10 protein-coding genes and 4 tRNA genes are annotated in these 13841 nt (G+C 69.5%); 5 read left to right on the top strand and 9 right to left on the bottom strand.

Going from position 1 to position 13841, the window contains the following annotated elements:
- Window positions 1-57: 57 nt before the first annotated feature.
- Window positions 58-318, bottom strand: coding sequence for a DUF3073 domain-containing protein (locus AB0J04_RS06255; protein ID WP_363167193.1), 261 nt, complete (start codon window positions 316-318; stop codon window positions 58-60).
- A gap of 310 nt (window positions 319-628) precedes the next feature.
- Entirely contained in the window at window positions 629-1732 is a 1104-nt protein-coding gene (locus AB0J04_RS06250; protein WP_363167192.1) for a Glu/Leu/Phe/Val dehydrogenase dimerization domain-containing protein, read from the bottom strand.
- Between the two features lie 187 nt (window positions 1733-1919).
- Between AB0J04_RS06250 and AB0J04_RS06245 the strand changes: the two genes are divergently transcribed.
- Complete coding sequence (locus AB0J04_RS06245) at window positions 1920-2762, top strand: hypothetical protein (RefSeq protein ID WP_363167191.1); 843 nt, start codon at window positions 1920-1922, stop codon at window positions 2760-2762.
- A gap of 671 nt (window positions 2763-3433) precedes the next feature.
- A complete protein-coding gene (gene bldC, locus AB0J04_RS06240; protein WP_003949541.1) occupies window positions 3434-3640 on the top strand; it encodes a developmental transcriptional regulator BldC in 207 nt (68 codons plus the stop codon).
- A gap of 436 nt (window positions 3641-4076) precedes the next feature.
- On the opposite strand, the gene AB0J04_RS06235 is transcribed toward bldC, so the two are convergent.
- The 7 genes from AB0J04_RS06235 to AB0J04_RS06205 all read right to left on the bottom strand — a co-directional run bounded on the left by AB0J04_RS06235 (window position 4077) and on the right by AB0J04_RS06205 (window position 10754).
- The gene (locus AB0J04_RS06235; protein WP_363167190.1) at window positions 4077-4268 is read right to left on the bottom strand and encodes a DUF6274 family protein; all 192 of its coding nucleotides are present in this window, start codon (window positions 4266-4268) and stop codon (window positions 4077-4079) included.
- Window positions 4269-4558: 290 nt separating this feature from the next.
- Window positions 4559-4633 (bottom strand) — tRNA-Asp (locus tag AB0J04_RS06230).
- A 94-nt stretch (window positions 4634-4727) separates the two neighbouring features.
- Window positions 4728-8696 (bottom strand): ATP-dependent RNA helicase HrpA, encoded by a 3969-nt coding sequence (gene hrpA, locus AB0J04_RS06225; RefSeq protein WP_363167189.1) that lies wholly within the window; start codon window positions 8694-8696, stop codon window positions 4728-4730.
- 107 nt (window positions 8697-8803) lie between these two features.
- Window positions 8804-8877: transfer RNA gene (locus AB0J04_RS06220), tRNA-Phe, on the bottom strand.
- Between the two features lie 24 nt (window positions 8878-8901).
- Window positions 8902-8976: transfer RNA gene (locus AB0J04_RS06215), tRNA-Asp, on the bottom strand.
- Between the two features lie 38 nt (window positions 8977-9014).
- Window positions 9015-9087: transfer RNA gene (locus AB0J04_RS06210), tRNA-Glu, on the bottom strand.
- An 80-nt stretch (window positions 9088-9167) separates the two neighbouring features.
- A complete protein-coding gene (locus AB0J04_RS06205; RefSeq protein WP_363167188.1) occupies window positions 9168-10754 on the bottom strand; it encodes a metallophosphoesterase in 1587 nt (528 codons plus the stop codon).
- Between the two features lie 84 nt (window positions 10755-10838).
- Here AB0J04_RS06205 and AB0J04_RS06200 point away from each other — a divergent pair, with 84 nt between their 5' ends.
- The 3 genes from AB0J04_RS06200 to AB0J04_RS06190 all read left to right on the top strand — a co-directional run.
- Window positions 10839-11189 (top strand): metallopeptidase family protein, encoded by a 351-nt coding sequence (locus AB0J04_RS06200; protein WP_109004752.1) that lies wholly within the window; start codon window positions 10839-10841, stop codon window positions 11187-11189.
- Between the two features lie 98 nt (window positions 11190-11287).
- Window positions 11288-11830: a hypothetical protein gene (locus tag AB0J04_RS06195; protein ID WP_363167187.1), complete on the top strand. Its 543-nt coding sequence runs from the start codon at window positions 11288-11290 to the stop codon at window positions 11828-11830.
- A gap of 234 nt (window positions 11831-12064) precedes the next feature.
- Window positions 12065-13841 (top strand): DEAD/DEAH box helicase (locus tag AB0J04_RS06190; RefSeq protein WP_363167186.1); only part of this gene is annotated, 1777 nt, incomplete at its 3' end.

Raw genomic sequence — 13841 nt, 5'->3', positions numbered from 1 at the left:
AGCACAAGACCCGGTCGGTGACCGAAGTCACCGACCGGGTGGGTGCTCAGTACAAGGTCAAGCGCCGCGACGGTGTTGCGAGGAGTCCTCGCCGTCATCCTCGTCGTCGGCCCCGTACAGCTCGGCGTACCGTGCGTACGGGTCGTCGTCTTGCTCATCGTCATCGTCATCGTCCTCGAATGGCTCAGCATTCGGCGGAATATTTGATGGCGATGCGCCCAGCTCTTCGGCCAGGCGTGAGAGATCTGTCCCGCCGCTGTTGTACTTCAGCTGGCGGGCGACCTTCGCTTGCTTGGCCTTGGCCCGGCCGCGCCCCATGGCTCGACCCCCTCAACGACGGGGCTCGACGGCCCCAGGTTGACACGCGTTCATGATCCAGGACGGCCTCTCCATGGAGAGCCCGTCGTAGGGCTCCCACGGTACCTGAGCCCACGCCCGTACGGTACGTCGCCCGTACCACGCGTGTGTGCACAGCACCTTTCGAGCGCCCTGTCCTTGCTGGTCAGTGGCGATTTTAACCACTTATCGGCGGGCGACCCGCCGGGAAGAGTGAGAGTTCTCTCTAACTTTCCACCGGCCGGTACCGCCGAAACCCCGGGACAAGGCGCTCGGAGCCTTGGGACGGACCTCACCAGCCGCGTGCCTGGGCCGCCTCGTGCATCCGCTGTTCGGCGATCCGGTCGGCCGCCGCGGCCGGCGGAATCCCGTCCGCCTTCGCACGTGCGAAGATTCCGAGGGTGGTGTCGAAGATCTTCGCCGCCTTCGCCCTGCACCGTTCGAAGTCGAAGCCGTGCAGCTCGTCGGCGACCTGGATGACCCCGCCGGCGTTCACCACGTAGTCCGGCGCGTAGAGGATCCCGCGGTCGGCGAGGTCCTTCTCCACCCCCGGGTGGGCGAGCTGGTTGTTGGCCGCGCCGCAGACGACCTTCGCCGTCAGCACCGGCACGGAGTCGTCGCTCAGCGCTCCGCCGAGCGCACAGGGCGCATAGATGTCGAGCCCGTCGACGCGGATCAGCGCGTCCGTGTCGGCGACCGCCGTCACCCCCTGCGGGTACCGGTCGAGGATCCGGCGCACGGCGTCCTCGCGCACATCCGTGACGACGACCTCGGCGCCCTCGCCGCGCAGGTGCTCCACCAGGTGGTGGCCGACCTTGCCGACGCCGGCGATGCCGACCCTGCGGCCCCGCAGCGACGGGTCGCCCCACAGGTACTGAGCCGAGGCACGCATGCCCTGGTAGACGCCGAAGGCGGTCAGCACGGACGAGTCGCCGGCCCCGCCGTTCTCCGGCGAGCGCCCGGTCGTCCAGCGGCATTCGCGCGCCACGACGTCCATGTCGGCGACATAGGTGCCGACGTCGCAGGCGGTCACGTAGCGCCCGCCGAGCGAGGCCACGAAACGGCCGTACGCGAGCAGCAGCTCCTCGGTCTTGATCACATCGGGATCGCCGATGATCACAGCCTTGCCGCCGCCGTGGTCCAGACCGGCCATGGCGTTCTTGTACGACATCCCGCGCGCGAGGTTCAGCGCGTCGGCGACGGCCTCCGCCTCGGTCGCGTACGGGTAGAAGCGGGTACCGCCCAGGCCGGGGCCCAGTGCGGTGGAGTGGAGGGCGATGACGGCCTTGAGACCGCTGGCGCGGTCCTGGCAGAGCACGACTTGCTCATGACCGCCCTGGTCCGAGTGGAACAGGGTGTGCAGTACATCAGCAGGTGCGCCGGATACGTCGGTCACTGTGGTGACTCCCGGGTAACTAGCGGCGGTCGGGACGCAGGCACCGTAAGGGTGGCGGGGCCTGTGGTCCGAGCGTAGACCTGCGCGGCCCGCCGATCTCGCAGTGTTGCGGATCACCTTCTCCCGAAGTGCCGCCGTGGGACGATTCGCAGGGTTTCCCGGTCGGCGGAAGGGGGAGGGAGCAGGCGTGCCCAAGGTGTCCTCGTTGATCGTTCCGTACACGGTGTATCTGCGCGTGTACGAACCGCTGGCCGCCTTCCCCGAACCTGAGCGCACCCACTGGGCGCGCTACGCCCGCCGCCCCGAGCTGCCCTCCTATCAGGACGAGCTGCGCCGCTCGCTGGCCGACCTGCTGGCCACCCCGCCGGTCGCCGTTCCGGCGCACGAGAGCGCCGACGCGTTCGTGGCGGACGTGGACGGCGTGCTCTGCGTCTGCCCCTGGCGCACCCGGCTGCGCGGCTGGCTGGCTCTGGCGGAGCTGGACGAGGAGCTGCCCCGGCCGGTGCTGGAGGCGGCGCTCCCCGAGGTCGTCCGGCTGGAGGCCGCCAAGGACCACGAGCGGTGGCTGGAGCGCAACCCCGACGCACGCCCGTGGATCCGCACGGCGGTCTGGCAGGTGCCGCTCAACTGGTTCGTGCTGGTCTCCGACGAGGAGCGGGAGTACGAGAAGGGGACGGCGGAGCTGGCCCCCGTGCTGCGCTATCGCACGCCGATGGTCCAGGCGCGCCGCCGGGTGGCCCGGTCGCTGCGCACGCTGCGCGACGCGACGGACGAGGGGCCGCTCATCGACGGCCTGGTGGACGTGGGCCGCTGGCTGGAGGAGTTCCACCCGCGTTCGCTGGTGGAACTGGATTACGGCGGCCTGGTGCATGTCCTGCCGGCCGGTGATCTCGAGGACGACCACTCGGCGAAGGACGTGGCCGACGGCATCCAGGCGCTGCGGGTCGGGGACGGCGCGGCGGCGGGCGAGGCGTACGGGCGACTGGTGGAGCGGTGGCGTTCGGTCCGGGACCGGCGCTCGGCCAACTGATCCGTGCACTGATCCGTGTACGGGGTCTGTGAACCGATCTGTGAACGGATCCGTGAACTGATGTGTGGGCCGCCCGGTGGGCTGACCTGTGGACCGACCGGTGCACCCACTTATGATCTGACGATGTAACAGATGTGACAGCGCTTACTTTAGTGACGTACGTCACGGCCGTGAAGTGGTCGAACAGCGTACGGTCAACGGGACTTCACGGAACTGAAGGGACGTAGGTCCTGATCCGGGCTTATGTCGCAAGGGTGACGGACCGCACGTACACGGCCCTTGCGCCGCTTGCCCCTCCTCGTGCCAAAATAGGACAAGGAGTCCGGGGAGGGCTCCTCCGCCTACTTATGCTCCACTGTGGGGGGAAAACTCGGCATTGCACGCTTTGGGGGGTCTGGTGACTCCTGATCGCCCCCGTGACTGATCGTCACAGTGGCGTGACTGTCCGCTATGGCATGGTCCATCGGCTTCCGTCGCCGATGAACACCTGGGGGGCAATTCCATCGGTTTGGCCGACGAGGCTGGACAGATGGTGTAGTTGTAGTGCCGAGGACAAGCCGTTCGTCCTATAACCGACTCGACTCGCGTCCGCCATTTCGGGCAACGCGGGTCAAGGTGCAGAATTTAGAGGAAAGAACCGAGAAGGTTCGGTTCTCCCGAGGAGGCCGCTCATGACCGCTCGCACCCCTGATGCTGAGCCGCTGCTGACCCCGGCTGAGGTCGCCACCATGTTCCGCGTCGACCCTAAGACGGTCACGCGGTGGGCGAAGGCCGGCAAGCTCACGTCGATTCGTACGCTCGGCGGACACCGCCGCTATCGCGAGGCTGAGGTCCGCGCGCTGCTTGCGGGCATCCCGCAGCAGCGCAGCGAGGCCTGAACAACTGAATAACCGGGCAACACGCCAGGTCCCCCAACCTGCGCGGACGCCCGGAACCTGGCTCCAAGCGACGTGGGTCCTGCCCCAACAGGCCCCTCGCCCACGGGAACGTCGTTGATCGCGCTGGACTCCGCCGAGTCCAGCGCGATCTTTTTTGTGCGCCCGAGTCGGTCTGTGGGGCCGTATCAGGTCGCTCTGTGAGCAAGCTTGTCGGAGTCTGGGGAGGCTCTGGGAGGGTTCCTGGGGGCATCCTCCGGAGTGGTGCAATTGCACATATAAAATTGACCAGTTGTAGGAGACTGGTAAGAACCCGGGTTTCCAAAAGATATGCGGTGACACCCGTCACATGCCAGAGGCCTTGTTGCGAGTCACTCGCATGCGCTATTAGAGACTCGGACGACCCATCGCCCCACGCGGGTACGGCTGTTGACGTCGATCACTCGGGCGAGGAGCCGTCGCCCTCCACGGCCCCCTCAGGGGCCTGTGTACCCGCTGGGGCGCCGTCCATCGCCAGCCGCTGCAAGCGGATGCAGATCGGGCAGTGGCGGGTCAGATGCCGGTAGGGCGACGCGGCCGACAGGTGCGCGCGGAGCAGCGCCCGTGTCTCGTGCCTGACCGATGCCGCCATACCCCACCTCCACCTGGGCTCCGCGGAGAACGGGCCCTGAGTTCTGGAGTACCGGCGGAATGTGACGCCGTCAAGAGACGGAAGGGCGACGCGGAAGAGCCCGGATCCGAGGATCCGGGCTCTTGCTCGCCTTGCTTCACTGCGGTCCTGACGGGATGTGCTGTACCCGATTGCGGCTGCGCCGCGGGCGCGGCCTCCACCTTGACGGGGTGGCGGGCAGAGTCGGTGCAGGTCGCGACGTGCGGAAGGCCCGCTTCCCTGGCCGGGATGCGGGCCCTCTGCGTTACTTGCGGTCCTGACGGGATTTGAACCCGCGGCCTCCACCTTGACAGGGTGGCGAGCACTCCAAACTGCTCCACAGGACCTTGCTCTGCGGCACTTGATGTTGCGCTGTGCTGCGAGAAGGACTGTACAGGAGGGTGAGCCCGGTGGTCGAACTCACCCTCTGTACCGGTGCCGTTACGGTACGGCTGCGTCGATCGCCTTCACGATCCGCTTGTCGGAGACCGGGTACGCCGTGCCCAGCGCGTGGGCGAAATAGCTGACCCGGAGCTCCTCGATCATCCAGCGGATGTCGAGGACCTGCTGCGGAACCGGCCGTCCCGGCGGCAGTTGCTCCAGCAGCCACGCGTACTCGTCCTGCATCTCGTGGACCTTCTCCATGCGGCTGGTGTCCCGCTGCACGCCCGTCGGCATCTGCTGCAGCCGGCGGTCCGCGGCCACCAGATAGCGCATCAGGTCGGGGAGACGGCGGATCCCCGCCCAGGTCACGAAGCCGGGCTTCACCAGGGCGTCCAGCTGGCCGCGGACGTCCGTCAGGTTCGCGAGCAGCACGGGGCTGCGTACGCCCTTCAGACGGCGCTCACAGGCCTGCCAGGCCGCCAGCACCTGCTGGACCGCCCCGACCGTCCGCACGGTCGTGTCGACGATCTCCGCGCGCACCTTGTCGTAGAGCTTGCGGAACGACTCCTCGTCCCACACCGGACCGCCGAAGTCGGCGATCAGCCGGTCCGCCGCCGCCATCGCGCAGTCGTCGAACAGCGCCTGGATCGAGCCGTGCGGATTCGCCGACAGCGCGAGCTTCTGGGGGTTCGTCAACTTCTCGGATGCGAACTTTGCCGGGTTCACCGGGATGTTGCGCAGGATGAGCCGGCGCGTGCCCTTCCACATCGCCTCCGCCTGCTCCGCCTCCGTGTCGAAGAGGCGTACGGAGACCGTGTCGCCGTCGTCCACGAGCGCCGGGTACGCCTTCACCGGCTGGCCGGCGCGGCGGGTCTCGAAGACGCGCGTGAGCGTGCCGATCGTCCAGTCCGTCAGGCCCGAACGCTCCAGGGACTCGCCGCCCTGCCGTTCGGCGATGGCCGCGGCCGCCTGGGAGATGGCCTGTCTCGCCTTCGGCTTCAGCCGGAGCTTGAGGGCCTCCAGGTCCTTGTCCTCGGCGAGATTGCGGCGCCGCTCGTCGACGATCCGGAAGGTGATCTTCAGGTGGTCGGGGAGCCGCGACCAGTCGAAGTCGTCCGCCTCGAAGGGGACGCCGACCATCCGCTTCAGGTCGCGCGCCATCGCGGTGGTCAGCGGCTCCTGAAGGGGGACCGCCTGATCCAGGAAGCGCTGCGCGAAGTTCGGCGCCGGCACGTAGTTGCGGCGGATCGGCTTCGGCAGGGAACGGATCAGCTCCGTGACGACCTCCGCCCGCAGACCCGGGATCTGCCAGTCGAAGCCCTCGTCCGTGACCTGGTTGAGGACCTGGAGCGGGATGTGGACGGTCACGCCGTCCGCGTCCGCGCCCGGCTCGAACTGGTAGGTGACGCGGAACTTCAGCGGGCCCTGCCGCCAGGAGTCCGGGTAGTCGGCCTTGGTGACCGCCTCCGCCGACTCCCGGATGAGCATCTCCCGCTCGAAGTCGAGGAACTCGGGCTGATCATGGCGCTTGTGCTTCCACCAGGAGTCGAAGTGCGCGCCCGACACCACGTGTTCGGGCACCCGCTGGTCGTAGAAGTCGAACAGCGTCTCGTCGTCGACCACGATGTCCCGGCGGCGGGCCCGGTTCTCCAGTTCCTCGACCTCGCTGAGCAGCCGGCGGTTGTCCGAGAAGAACTTGTGGTGCGTGCGCCAGTCGCCCTCGACCAGCGCGTTGCGGATGAACAGCGCGCGGGAGGTCTCCGGGTCGATCCGGCCGTAGTTGACCTTCCGCTGGGCGATGATCGGCACGCCGTACAGCGTGACCTTCTCGTCCGCCATCACGGCCGCCTGGTCCTTCTCCCAGTGCGGCTCGCTGTACGTCCGCTTCAGGAGATGCCCGGCGAGCGGCTCGACCCACTCCGGCTCGATCTTCGCGTTGACGCGCGCCCAGAGCCGGGAGGTCTCGACCAGCTCGGCCGACATCACGAACCGGGGCGCCTTCTTGAACAGCGCGGAACCCGGGAAGATCGCGAACTTGGCGTTCCTCGCCCCCAGATACTCGTTCTTCGCGCCGTCCTTCACATCCTTCATGCCGATGTGCGACAGCAGTCCCGCGAGGAGGGAGACATGGACACTCTGCTCGGGCGCGTCCTCCTCGTTCAGATGGATGCCCATCTGCTTGGCGACCGTGCGCAGCTGCGAGTAGATGTCCTGCCACTCGCGGATCCGCAGGAAGTTCAGGTACTCCTGCTTGCACATCCGGCGGAAGGACGACGAACCGCGCTCCCGCTGCTGCTCGCGGATGTACCGCCAGAGGTTGAGGTATGCGAGGAAGTCGCTGGTCTCGTCCTTGAAGCGGGCGTGCTGCTGGTCGGCCTGCGTCTGCTTGTCGGCGGGGCGCTCGCGCGGGTCCTGGATGGACAGCGCGGCCGCTATGACCATGACCTCGCGCACACAGCCGTTCTTGTCGGCCTCCAGGACCATCCGGGCCAGCCGTGGGTCGACGGGCAGCTGGGCCAGCTTGCGGCCGGTCTGGGTGAGCCGCTTGCGCGGGTCCTTCTCGGCCGGGTCCAGCGCGTTCAGCTCCTGGAGCAGCTGTACGCCGTCGCGGATGTTGCGGTGGTCCGGGGGATCGATGAACGGGAACTTCTCGATCTCGCCGAGGCCGGCCGCGGTCATCTGGAGGATGACGCTCGCCAGGTTCGTACGGAGGATCTCCGCGTCCGTGAACTCCGGGCGGGCGACGAAGTCGTCCTCGTCGTACAGCCGGATGCAGATGCCGTCGCTGGTACGGCCGCAGCGGCCCTTGCGCTGGTTGGCGCTGGCCTGCGAGATCGGCTCGATGGGCAGGCGCTGCACCTTGGTGCGGTGGCTGTAGCGGCTGATGCGCGCGAAGCCGGGGTCGATGACGTACTTGATGCCCGGGACGGTCAGGGAGGTCTCGGCCACGTTCGTCGCCAGAACGATCCTGCGACCCGTGTGCTGCTGGAACACCCGGTGCTGCTCGGCGTGCGAGAGCCGCGCGTAGAGGGGGAGCACTTCCGTGAATCTGTACTTCTTCTTCTCCAGCGCGTCCGCCGTGTCGCGGATCTCCCGCTCGCCGGAGAGGAAGACCAGGATGTCGCCCGGCCCCTCGGCCATCAGCTCCTCGGCGGCATCGCAGATCGCGGTGATCTGGTCGCGGTCGGAGTCCTCGGAGTCCTCTTCGAGGAGCGGCCGGTAGCGGACCTCCACCGGGTACGTCCGCCCGCTGACCTCGACGATCGGCGCCTCGCCGAAGTGCCGGGAGAAACGCTCCGGATCGATCGTCGCCGAGGTGATGACGACCTTGAGGTCGGGGCGGCGGGGCAGCAGCTGGGCGAGGTAGCCCAGCAGGAAGTCGATGTTGAGGGACCGCTCGTGCGCCTCGTCGATGATGATCGTGTCGTAGGCGCGCAGCTCGCGGTCGGTCTGGATCTCCGCGAGGAGGATGCCGTCCGTCATCAGCTTCACGAAGGTGGCGTCCGGGTTCACCTGGTCGGTGAACCGCACCTTCCAGCCGACGGCCTCGCCGAGGGGCGTCCTGAGCTCCTCCGCGACACGCTCGGCGACGGTGCGCGCGGCGATCCGGCGGGGCTGGGTGTGCCCGATCATGCCGCGGACGCCGCGCCCCAGTTCGAGGCAGATCTTGGGGATCTGGGTCGTCTTGCCGGAACCGGTCTCACCGGCGACGATGACGACCTGGTGATCACGGATGGCGGCCGCGATCTCGTCCTTCTTCTGGCTGACCGGAAGCTGTTCGGGGTACGACACGGCGGGCAGGCGCCCGCGCCGCAGCGTCATCCGCTCCTCGACCTGCGCGACCTCCGCCTCGATCTCGGCGAGGACGGCGGCACGGGCCTCCGGCTTGCGGATCCGGCGCGCGCCTTCGAGCCTGCGCCCGAGCCGGTGCGCGTCGCGCAGGGACAGCTCGGCCAGGCGGGGGGCGATGGCGCCGAGGGCGGGGGTGCCCGGAGCAGAGGCGCCGGGGGCGGGGTGCGTAGACATACGCGGTCCAGGATCTCATCCCGGCGAATTTCATGGCGAACCCTTTTGTCCGCAAGCTCGTCTGCGAGCGCAAAAAGGCCCCGATCCGAAGATCGGGGCCTTGGTTGTGGCTGGGGCCGGGGTCGAACCGGCGACCTATCGCTTTTCAGGCGATCGCTCGTACCAACTGAGCTACCCAGCCACGAGGTTTCACGTGAAACCTCAGCGGTCCTGACGGGATTTGAACCCGCGGCCTCCACCTTGACAGGGTGGCGAGCACTCCAAACTGCTCCACAGGACCTTGCTGTTGCGTACGACAGTGTCGCACACGGTGTTGCGTGCCCCCAACGGGATTCGAACCCGTGCTACCGCCTTGAAAGGGCGGCGTCCTAGGCCGCTAGACGATGAGGGCTATCGGCCCGCCTGGGCGCTTCGCAGCGCGTCGGGGACGTGAGAAGCATATGGGATGGCGAGAGGTATCGCCAAAACGGTTTACGGGGTCGGCCTGGGAGAGGTGACGGGCGGGCTGGGGGAGGGAGTCGGCGACGGGCTCGGAGTGGGACTCGGCGACGGGGCGGCGCCCGGCTGGTTCTCCTTCGGGAGGTGGCGGCTGACCTCGGCCGTCGTCAGGCCCAGGCCGCCGAGCTTGATCTCGTCCCAGGCCTGGAGGCGGCGGGTGTCTCGGTCGAAGTAGAGGATCGACGCCTCGATGGGGTCCGGGTACTTGCCCTCGACGGCCCGCAGACCGCTGCCGCCCGTCGAGCCCTCGACGCGCAGCCGGGTGCCCTTCTTCATGACCTCCATCTGCTCGTGGTGGAGATGGCCGGCCAGGACGAGGGGCACCTCGCCGTCGGTGCCGCGGGCGGCGGAGGGCTCGTGGACGACGGCCACGTCGACCGGGGTGCCCGCGGACTTCTGGGCGCGCAGGGCCTGGGCCAGCTGGGCGCCCGCCGCCTCCTGCGTCTCCTCGGCGCCGGGTGCGGAGGAGCGGTCGGGGGTGAACTGGGGGTCGCCGATGCCCGCGAAACGCAGCCCGGCGACGGTGACCGCACGGCCGCCGTCGAGGACGCGCACGTTCTTCATGCCCTCCAGGTAGCGCTGGGTGACGAGGGAGTCGTGGTTGCCCCTGACCCAGACGTACGGCGCGCCCAGGGTGGCGACGGGGTCCAGGAAGCCGTTCTCGGCGGCCGTCCCGTGGTCCATGGTGTCGCCGGAGTCGACGATGACGTTGACCTTGTACTGCTCGACGAGCGAGACGATGATCTTCCAGCTCGCGGGGTTCAGGTGGATGTCGGAGACGTGCAGGACGCGGACGGTCGTCGGGTCCGGCTGGTAGGTGGGGAGCGTGGAGGTGACGTCGTAGAGCTTGGTCACATTGGTGACCAGGCGGGCGAGTTCCTGCTGGTAGACGTCGAACTCGGTGACGATGCTGCGGGCGTTGCCGACGAGGGAGGGCGCCGAGGACAGCAGGCCCGAGAACCGGGGTTCCAGCACCGAGTTGGGGTTCCAGGTGGCGTACGCCGTCGCGCCCGAGGCGGTCAGCAGGGTGAGGGCGAGGCCGCCCGCGGCGAGGGCGCGGCGGGGGCGGCGGTAGACGGCGAGGCCCAGGGCGGTGGCGCCGGTGACGACGGCGACGCAGGAGCGCAGCGCAAGGTCGAGGGTGCCGTGCTCGACGTCGCGGGCGACCTCGTCCTGGAGGCCGGAGAGGCGCTCGGGGTGGTCGACGAGGGCCTCGGCGCGGACCGGGTCGAGCTGGTCGACGTTCACGTCGAGGCGGACCGGGGCGATGTGGCTGTCCAGGGTGAGCGCGCCGAGCGGGGAGACGTTGATCTTCGTGCCGCCGGTGACGGACGGGCGCAGGGTCATCGTCGTGTCCATGGGGCCGACCGGGACCCGGACGTTCCCGACGACCAGCAGGCCGAGCCAGGCGCCGACCAGGACCACGGCGGTCAGGCCGAGGGCGCGCGCCCAGGGGTTGGGCCGGGCGGCGAGTTCGGGGGTGGTGCGTCGGCGGGCGGAGCGGTGGGTGGAGCGCCGGAGGCGGTCCAGGACTGCGGCGGGGACGCGGGCGCGGGCCATTGGTGCCGTATGCCCCGGTGTGGGTGTGGGTATGCGGACGGTTCCCACCCTTCACGCGGGGGTGTCGTACCCGACAATGGGCCTGTGCTGGAGATGACGCGCGAGGAGTTCGAGGAACTGGTGGCCGAGGCGCTGGACCGGATTCCGCCGGAGCTGACGCGGCTGATGGACAACGTCGCGGTGTTCGTCGAGGACGAGCCGCCGGCGGACGATCCCGAGCTGCTCGGGCTCTACGAGGGGACCCCGCTGACGGATCGCGGCGAATGGTACGCGGGGGTGCTGCCGGACCGGATCACGATCTACCGGGGGCCGACGCTGCGGATGTGCGCGTCACGGGAGGAAGTGGTCGCCGAGACCGAGGTGACGGTGGTGCACGAGATCGCCCACCACTTCGGCATCGACGACGCGCGGCTGCACGCCCTCGGCTACGGCTGAGCCGTACGGCAAGGGGGGCGTGTGTCCCGCGCGTGTCTTCTTGCGGGCGGCGGGAGTTGGGCACGTCGACTCCTTGCGTCTGCCCCGGAGGTGGCCCCGTGCGCCCCTTGTACGTACCCGTTCGTCTGGCCGTGACGGCGCTGGTCGTCGCTGCGGCCGCCGGCTGTATGAGCGTGGGGGACGACGGGGGCGGCCGGGCCGGGCCCTCGCACTCGGCGGGCCGGCGCGGCGGTGAGGCCGCGGACGGGGGTTCGGCGGGCGCCGGCGGCGGGTTCGGGATGGGCGCGGCGGGCGGGGACGGCAAGCGCGGGCACGGGAAGGGCGACAAGGGCGGGGCGAGCGCACCGGCGTCCGGCTCGGCCTCGCCGTCTGCGGGCCGGAGCGCGCAGGCCTCGCCGGGGGTCGTGCAGCCCGGGAAGAGCGATCAGCCGGGGGCGCCGACGCCGACCAAGGCGCAGCCGTCCGCGCCCGCGCATTCGCCGGACCCGGAGCCGCCCGCGCCCACGCCGGAGCCGCCGTCGCCCACGCCGGAGCCGCCGGTCGCCGAGCCGTCGTCGTCGGCGCACGAGTCGGGTGGGGGGACGGCGCCCCAGCTGGTGGAGCGGGAGCCGGCTCCGGAGGCCGGTTCGCCGGCGTTCTAGGCGGTTGCCGGGGGGTCGCTGAGCTGCGGTGATGAGGGTCAGTTTGCCTTTGGTGGTCAGGGTGCGTATCTTGGTAGATCGTTTGATCCCATTTGCCCGGCGCCACCGCAGAGCGCGCCGTGTGGCGCGTACTCTCCCTTGCCGTGGCGGACCGCATAGAGGCGGTCGTAATGCAATGCGAACACGGAGTTGACGGGCGCGTGCCGAGGAGACTCCGGAAGGTTTCGCATCAGCATGTCCATTTCCAGTACTGATCACGCCGTCGTGCCCGAGAACAACGACGAGGCGATCGAACTCGCGCAGAGCGTCGAGGCCGTCGAGGTCGAGGCCGTCGAGGCCGTCGAGGCCGCCGAGCCGACCGTCACGTTCGCCGACCTCGGGCTGCCCGAGGGCGTCGTGCGCAAGCTCGCGCAGAACGGCGTGACCAGCCCCTTCCCGATCCAGGCGGCGACCATCCCGGACGCCCTGGCCGGCAAGGACATCCTCGGCCGCGGCCGCACCGGCTCCGGCAAGACCCTCTCCTTCGGTCTGCCGACCCTGACCCGGCTGTCCGGCGGTCACACCGAGAAGAAGAAGCCCCGCGCGGTCATCCTGACCCCGACCCGTGAGCTCGCGATGCAGGTCGCGGACGCCCTTCAGCCGTACGGCGACGTGCTCGGCCTGAAGATCAAGGTCGTCTGCGGCGGTACGTCCATGAGCAACCAGATGTACGCCCTGGAGCGCGGTGTCGACATCCTCGTCGCCACCCCGGGCCGGCTGCGCGACATCATCAACCGGGGCGCCTGCTCCCTGGAGAACGTCGAGGTCGCCGTCCTCGACGAGGCCGACCAGATGTCCGACCTGGGCTTCCTGCCCGAGGTCACCGAGCTGCTCGACCAGATCCCCGAGGGCGGCCAGCGCATGCTCTTCTCCGCCACCATGGAGAACGAGATCGGCACGCTGGTCAAGCGCTACCTGAACAACCCGGTCAGCCACGAGGTCGACAGCGCCCAGGGCAACGTCACGACCATGACGCACCACGTCCTCGTCGTGAAGCCGAAGGACAAGGCGCCGGTCACGGCCGCCATCGCCGCCCGCAAGGGCCGCACGATCATCTTCGTCCGCACCCAGCTGGGCGCCGACCGCATCGCCGAGCAGCTCGTCGAGTCCGGCGTGAAGGCGGACGCGCTGCACGGCGGCATGACGCAGGGCGCCCGTACCCGGGTGCTCGCCGACTTCAAGGACGGCTACGTCAACGCGCTGGTCGCCACCGACGTCGCCGCCCGCGGCATCCACGTCGACGGCATCGACCTGGTCCTGAACGTGGACCCGGCCGGCGACCACAAGGACTACCTGCACCGCTCGGGCCGTACCGCCCGCGCCGGTCGCTCGGGCGTCGTGGTCTCCCTGGCCCTGCCGCACCAGCGTCGCCAGATCTTCCGTCTGATGGAGGACGCGGGCGTCGACGCCTCGCGTCACATCGTGGGCGGCGCGGGCGTGTTCGAGCCGGAGGTCGCCGAGATCACCGGTGCGCGTTCGCTGACCGAGGTCCAGGCCGACTCCGCGAACAACGCCGCCAAGCAGGCCGAGCGTGAGGTCGCCGACCTCACCAAGCAGCTGGAGCGTCTGACGCGTCGCGCCACCGAGCTGCGCGAGGAGGCCGACCGTCTGGTCGCCCGTTCCGCGCGCGAGCGGGGCGAGGACCCGGAGGCCGCGGTCGCCGAGGTGACGGAGGCCGCCGTGGCCGAGGTCGCGGAGGCTGTGGTGGCGTCCGAGCCGGTGGTCCAGGAGCAGCGCCCGGCGTTCCGCGACGAGCGGGGCAACTACGAGCGCCGTGACCGCGGCGGCGACCGGGGCGACCGTGGCGGCTTCCGTCGCGACGACCGCCGCGACGACCGCGGTGGCCGTTCCTTCGAGCGTCGTGACAACGACCGTCCGTCCGGCGGCTTCCGCCGTGACAACGACCGTCCGTCGGGCGGCTTCCGCCGCGACAACGACCGTCCGTCCTCCGGTGGCTTCCGTCGTGACGACC

Source organism: Streptomyces sp. NPDC050263, assembly GCF_040655955.1.
Classification (GTDB): Bacteria; Actinomycetota; Actinomycetes; order Streptomycetales; family Streptomycetaceae; genus Streptomyces.
This window is presented reverse-complemented; position numbering and strand designations above follow the sequence as displayed.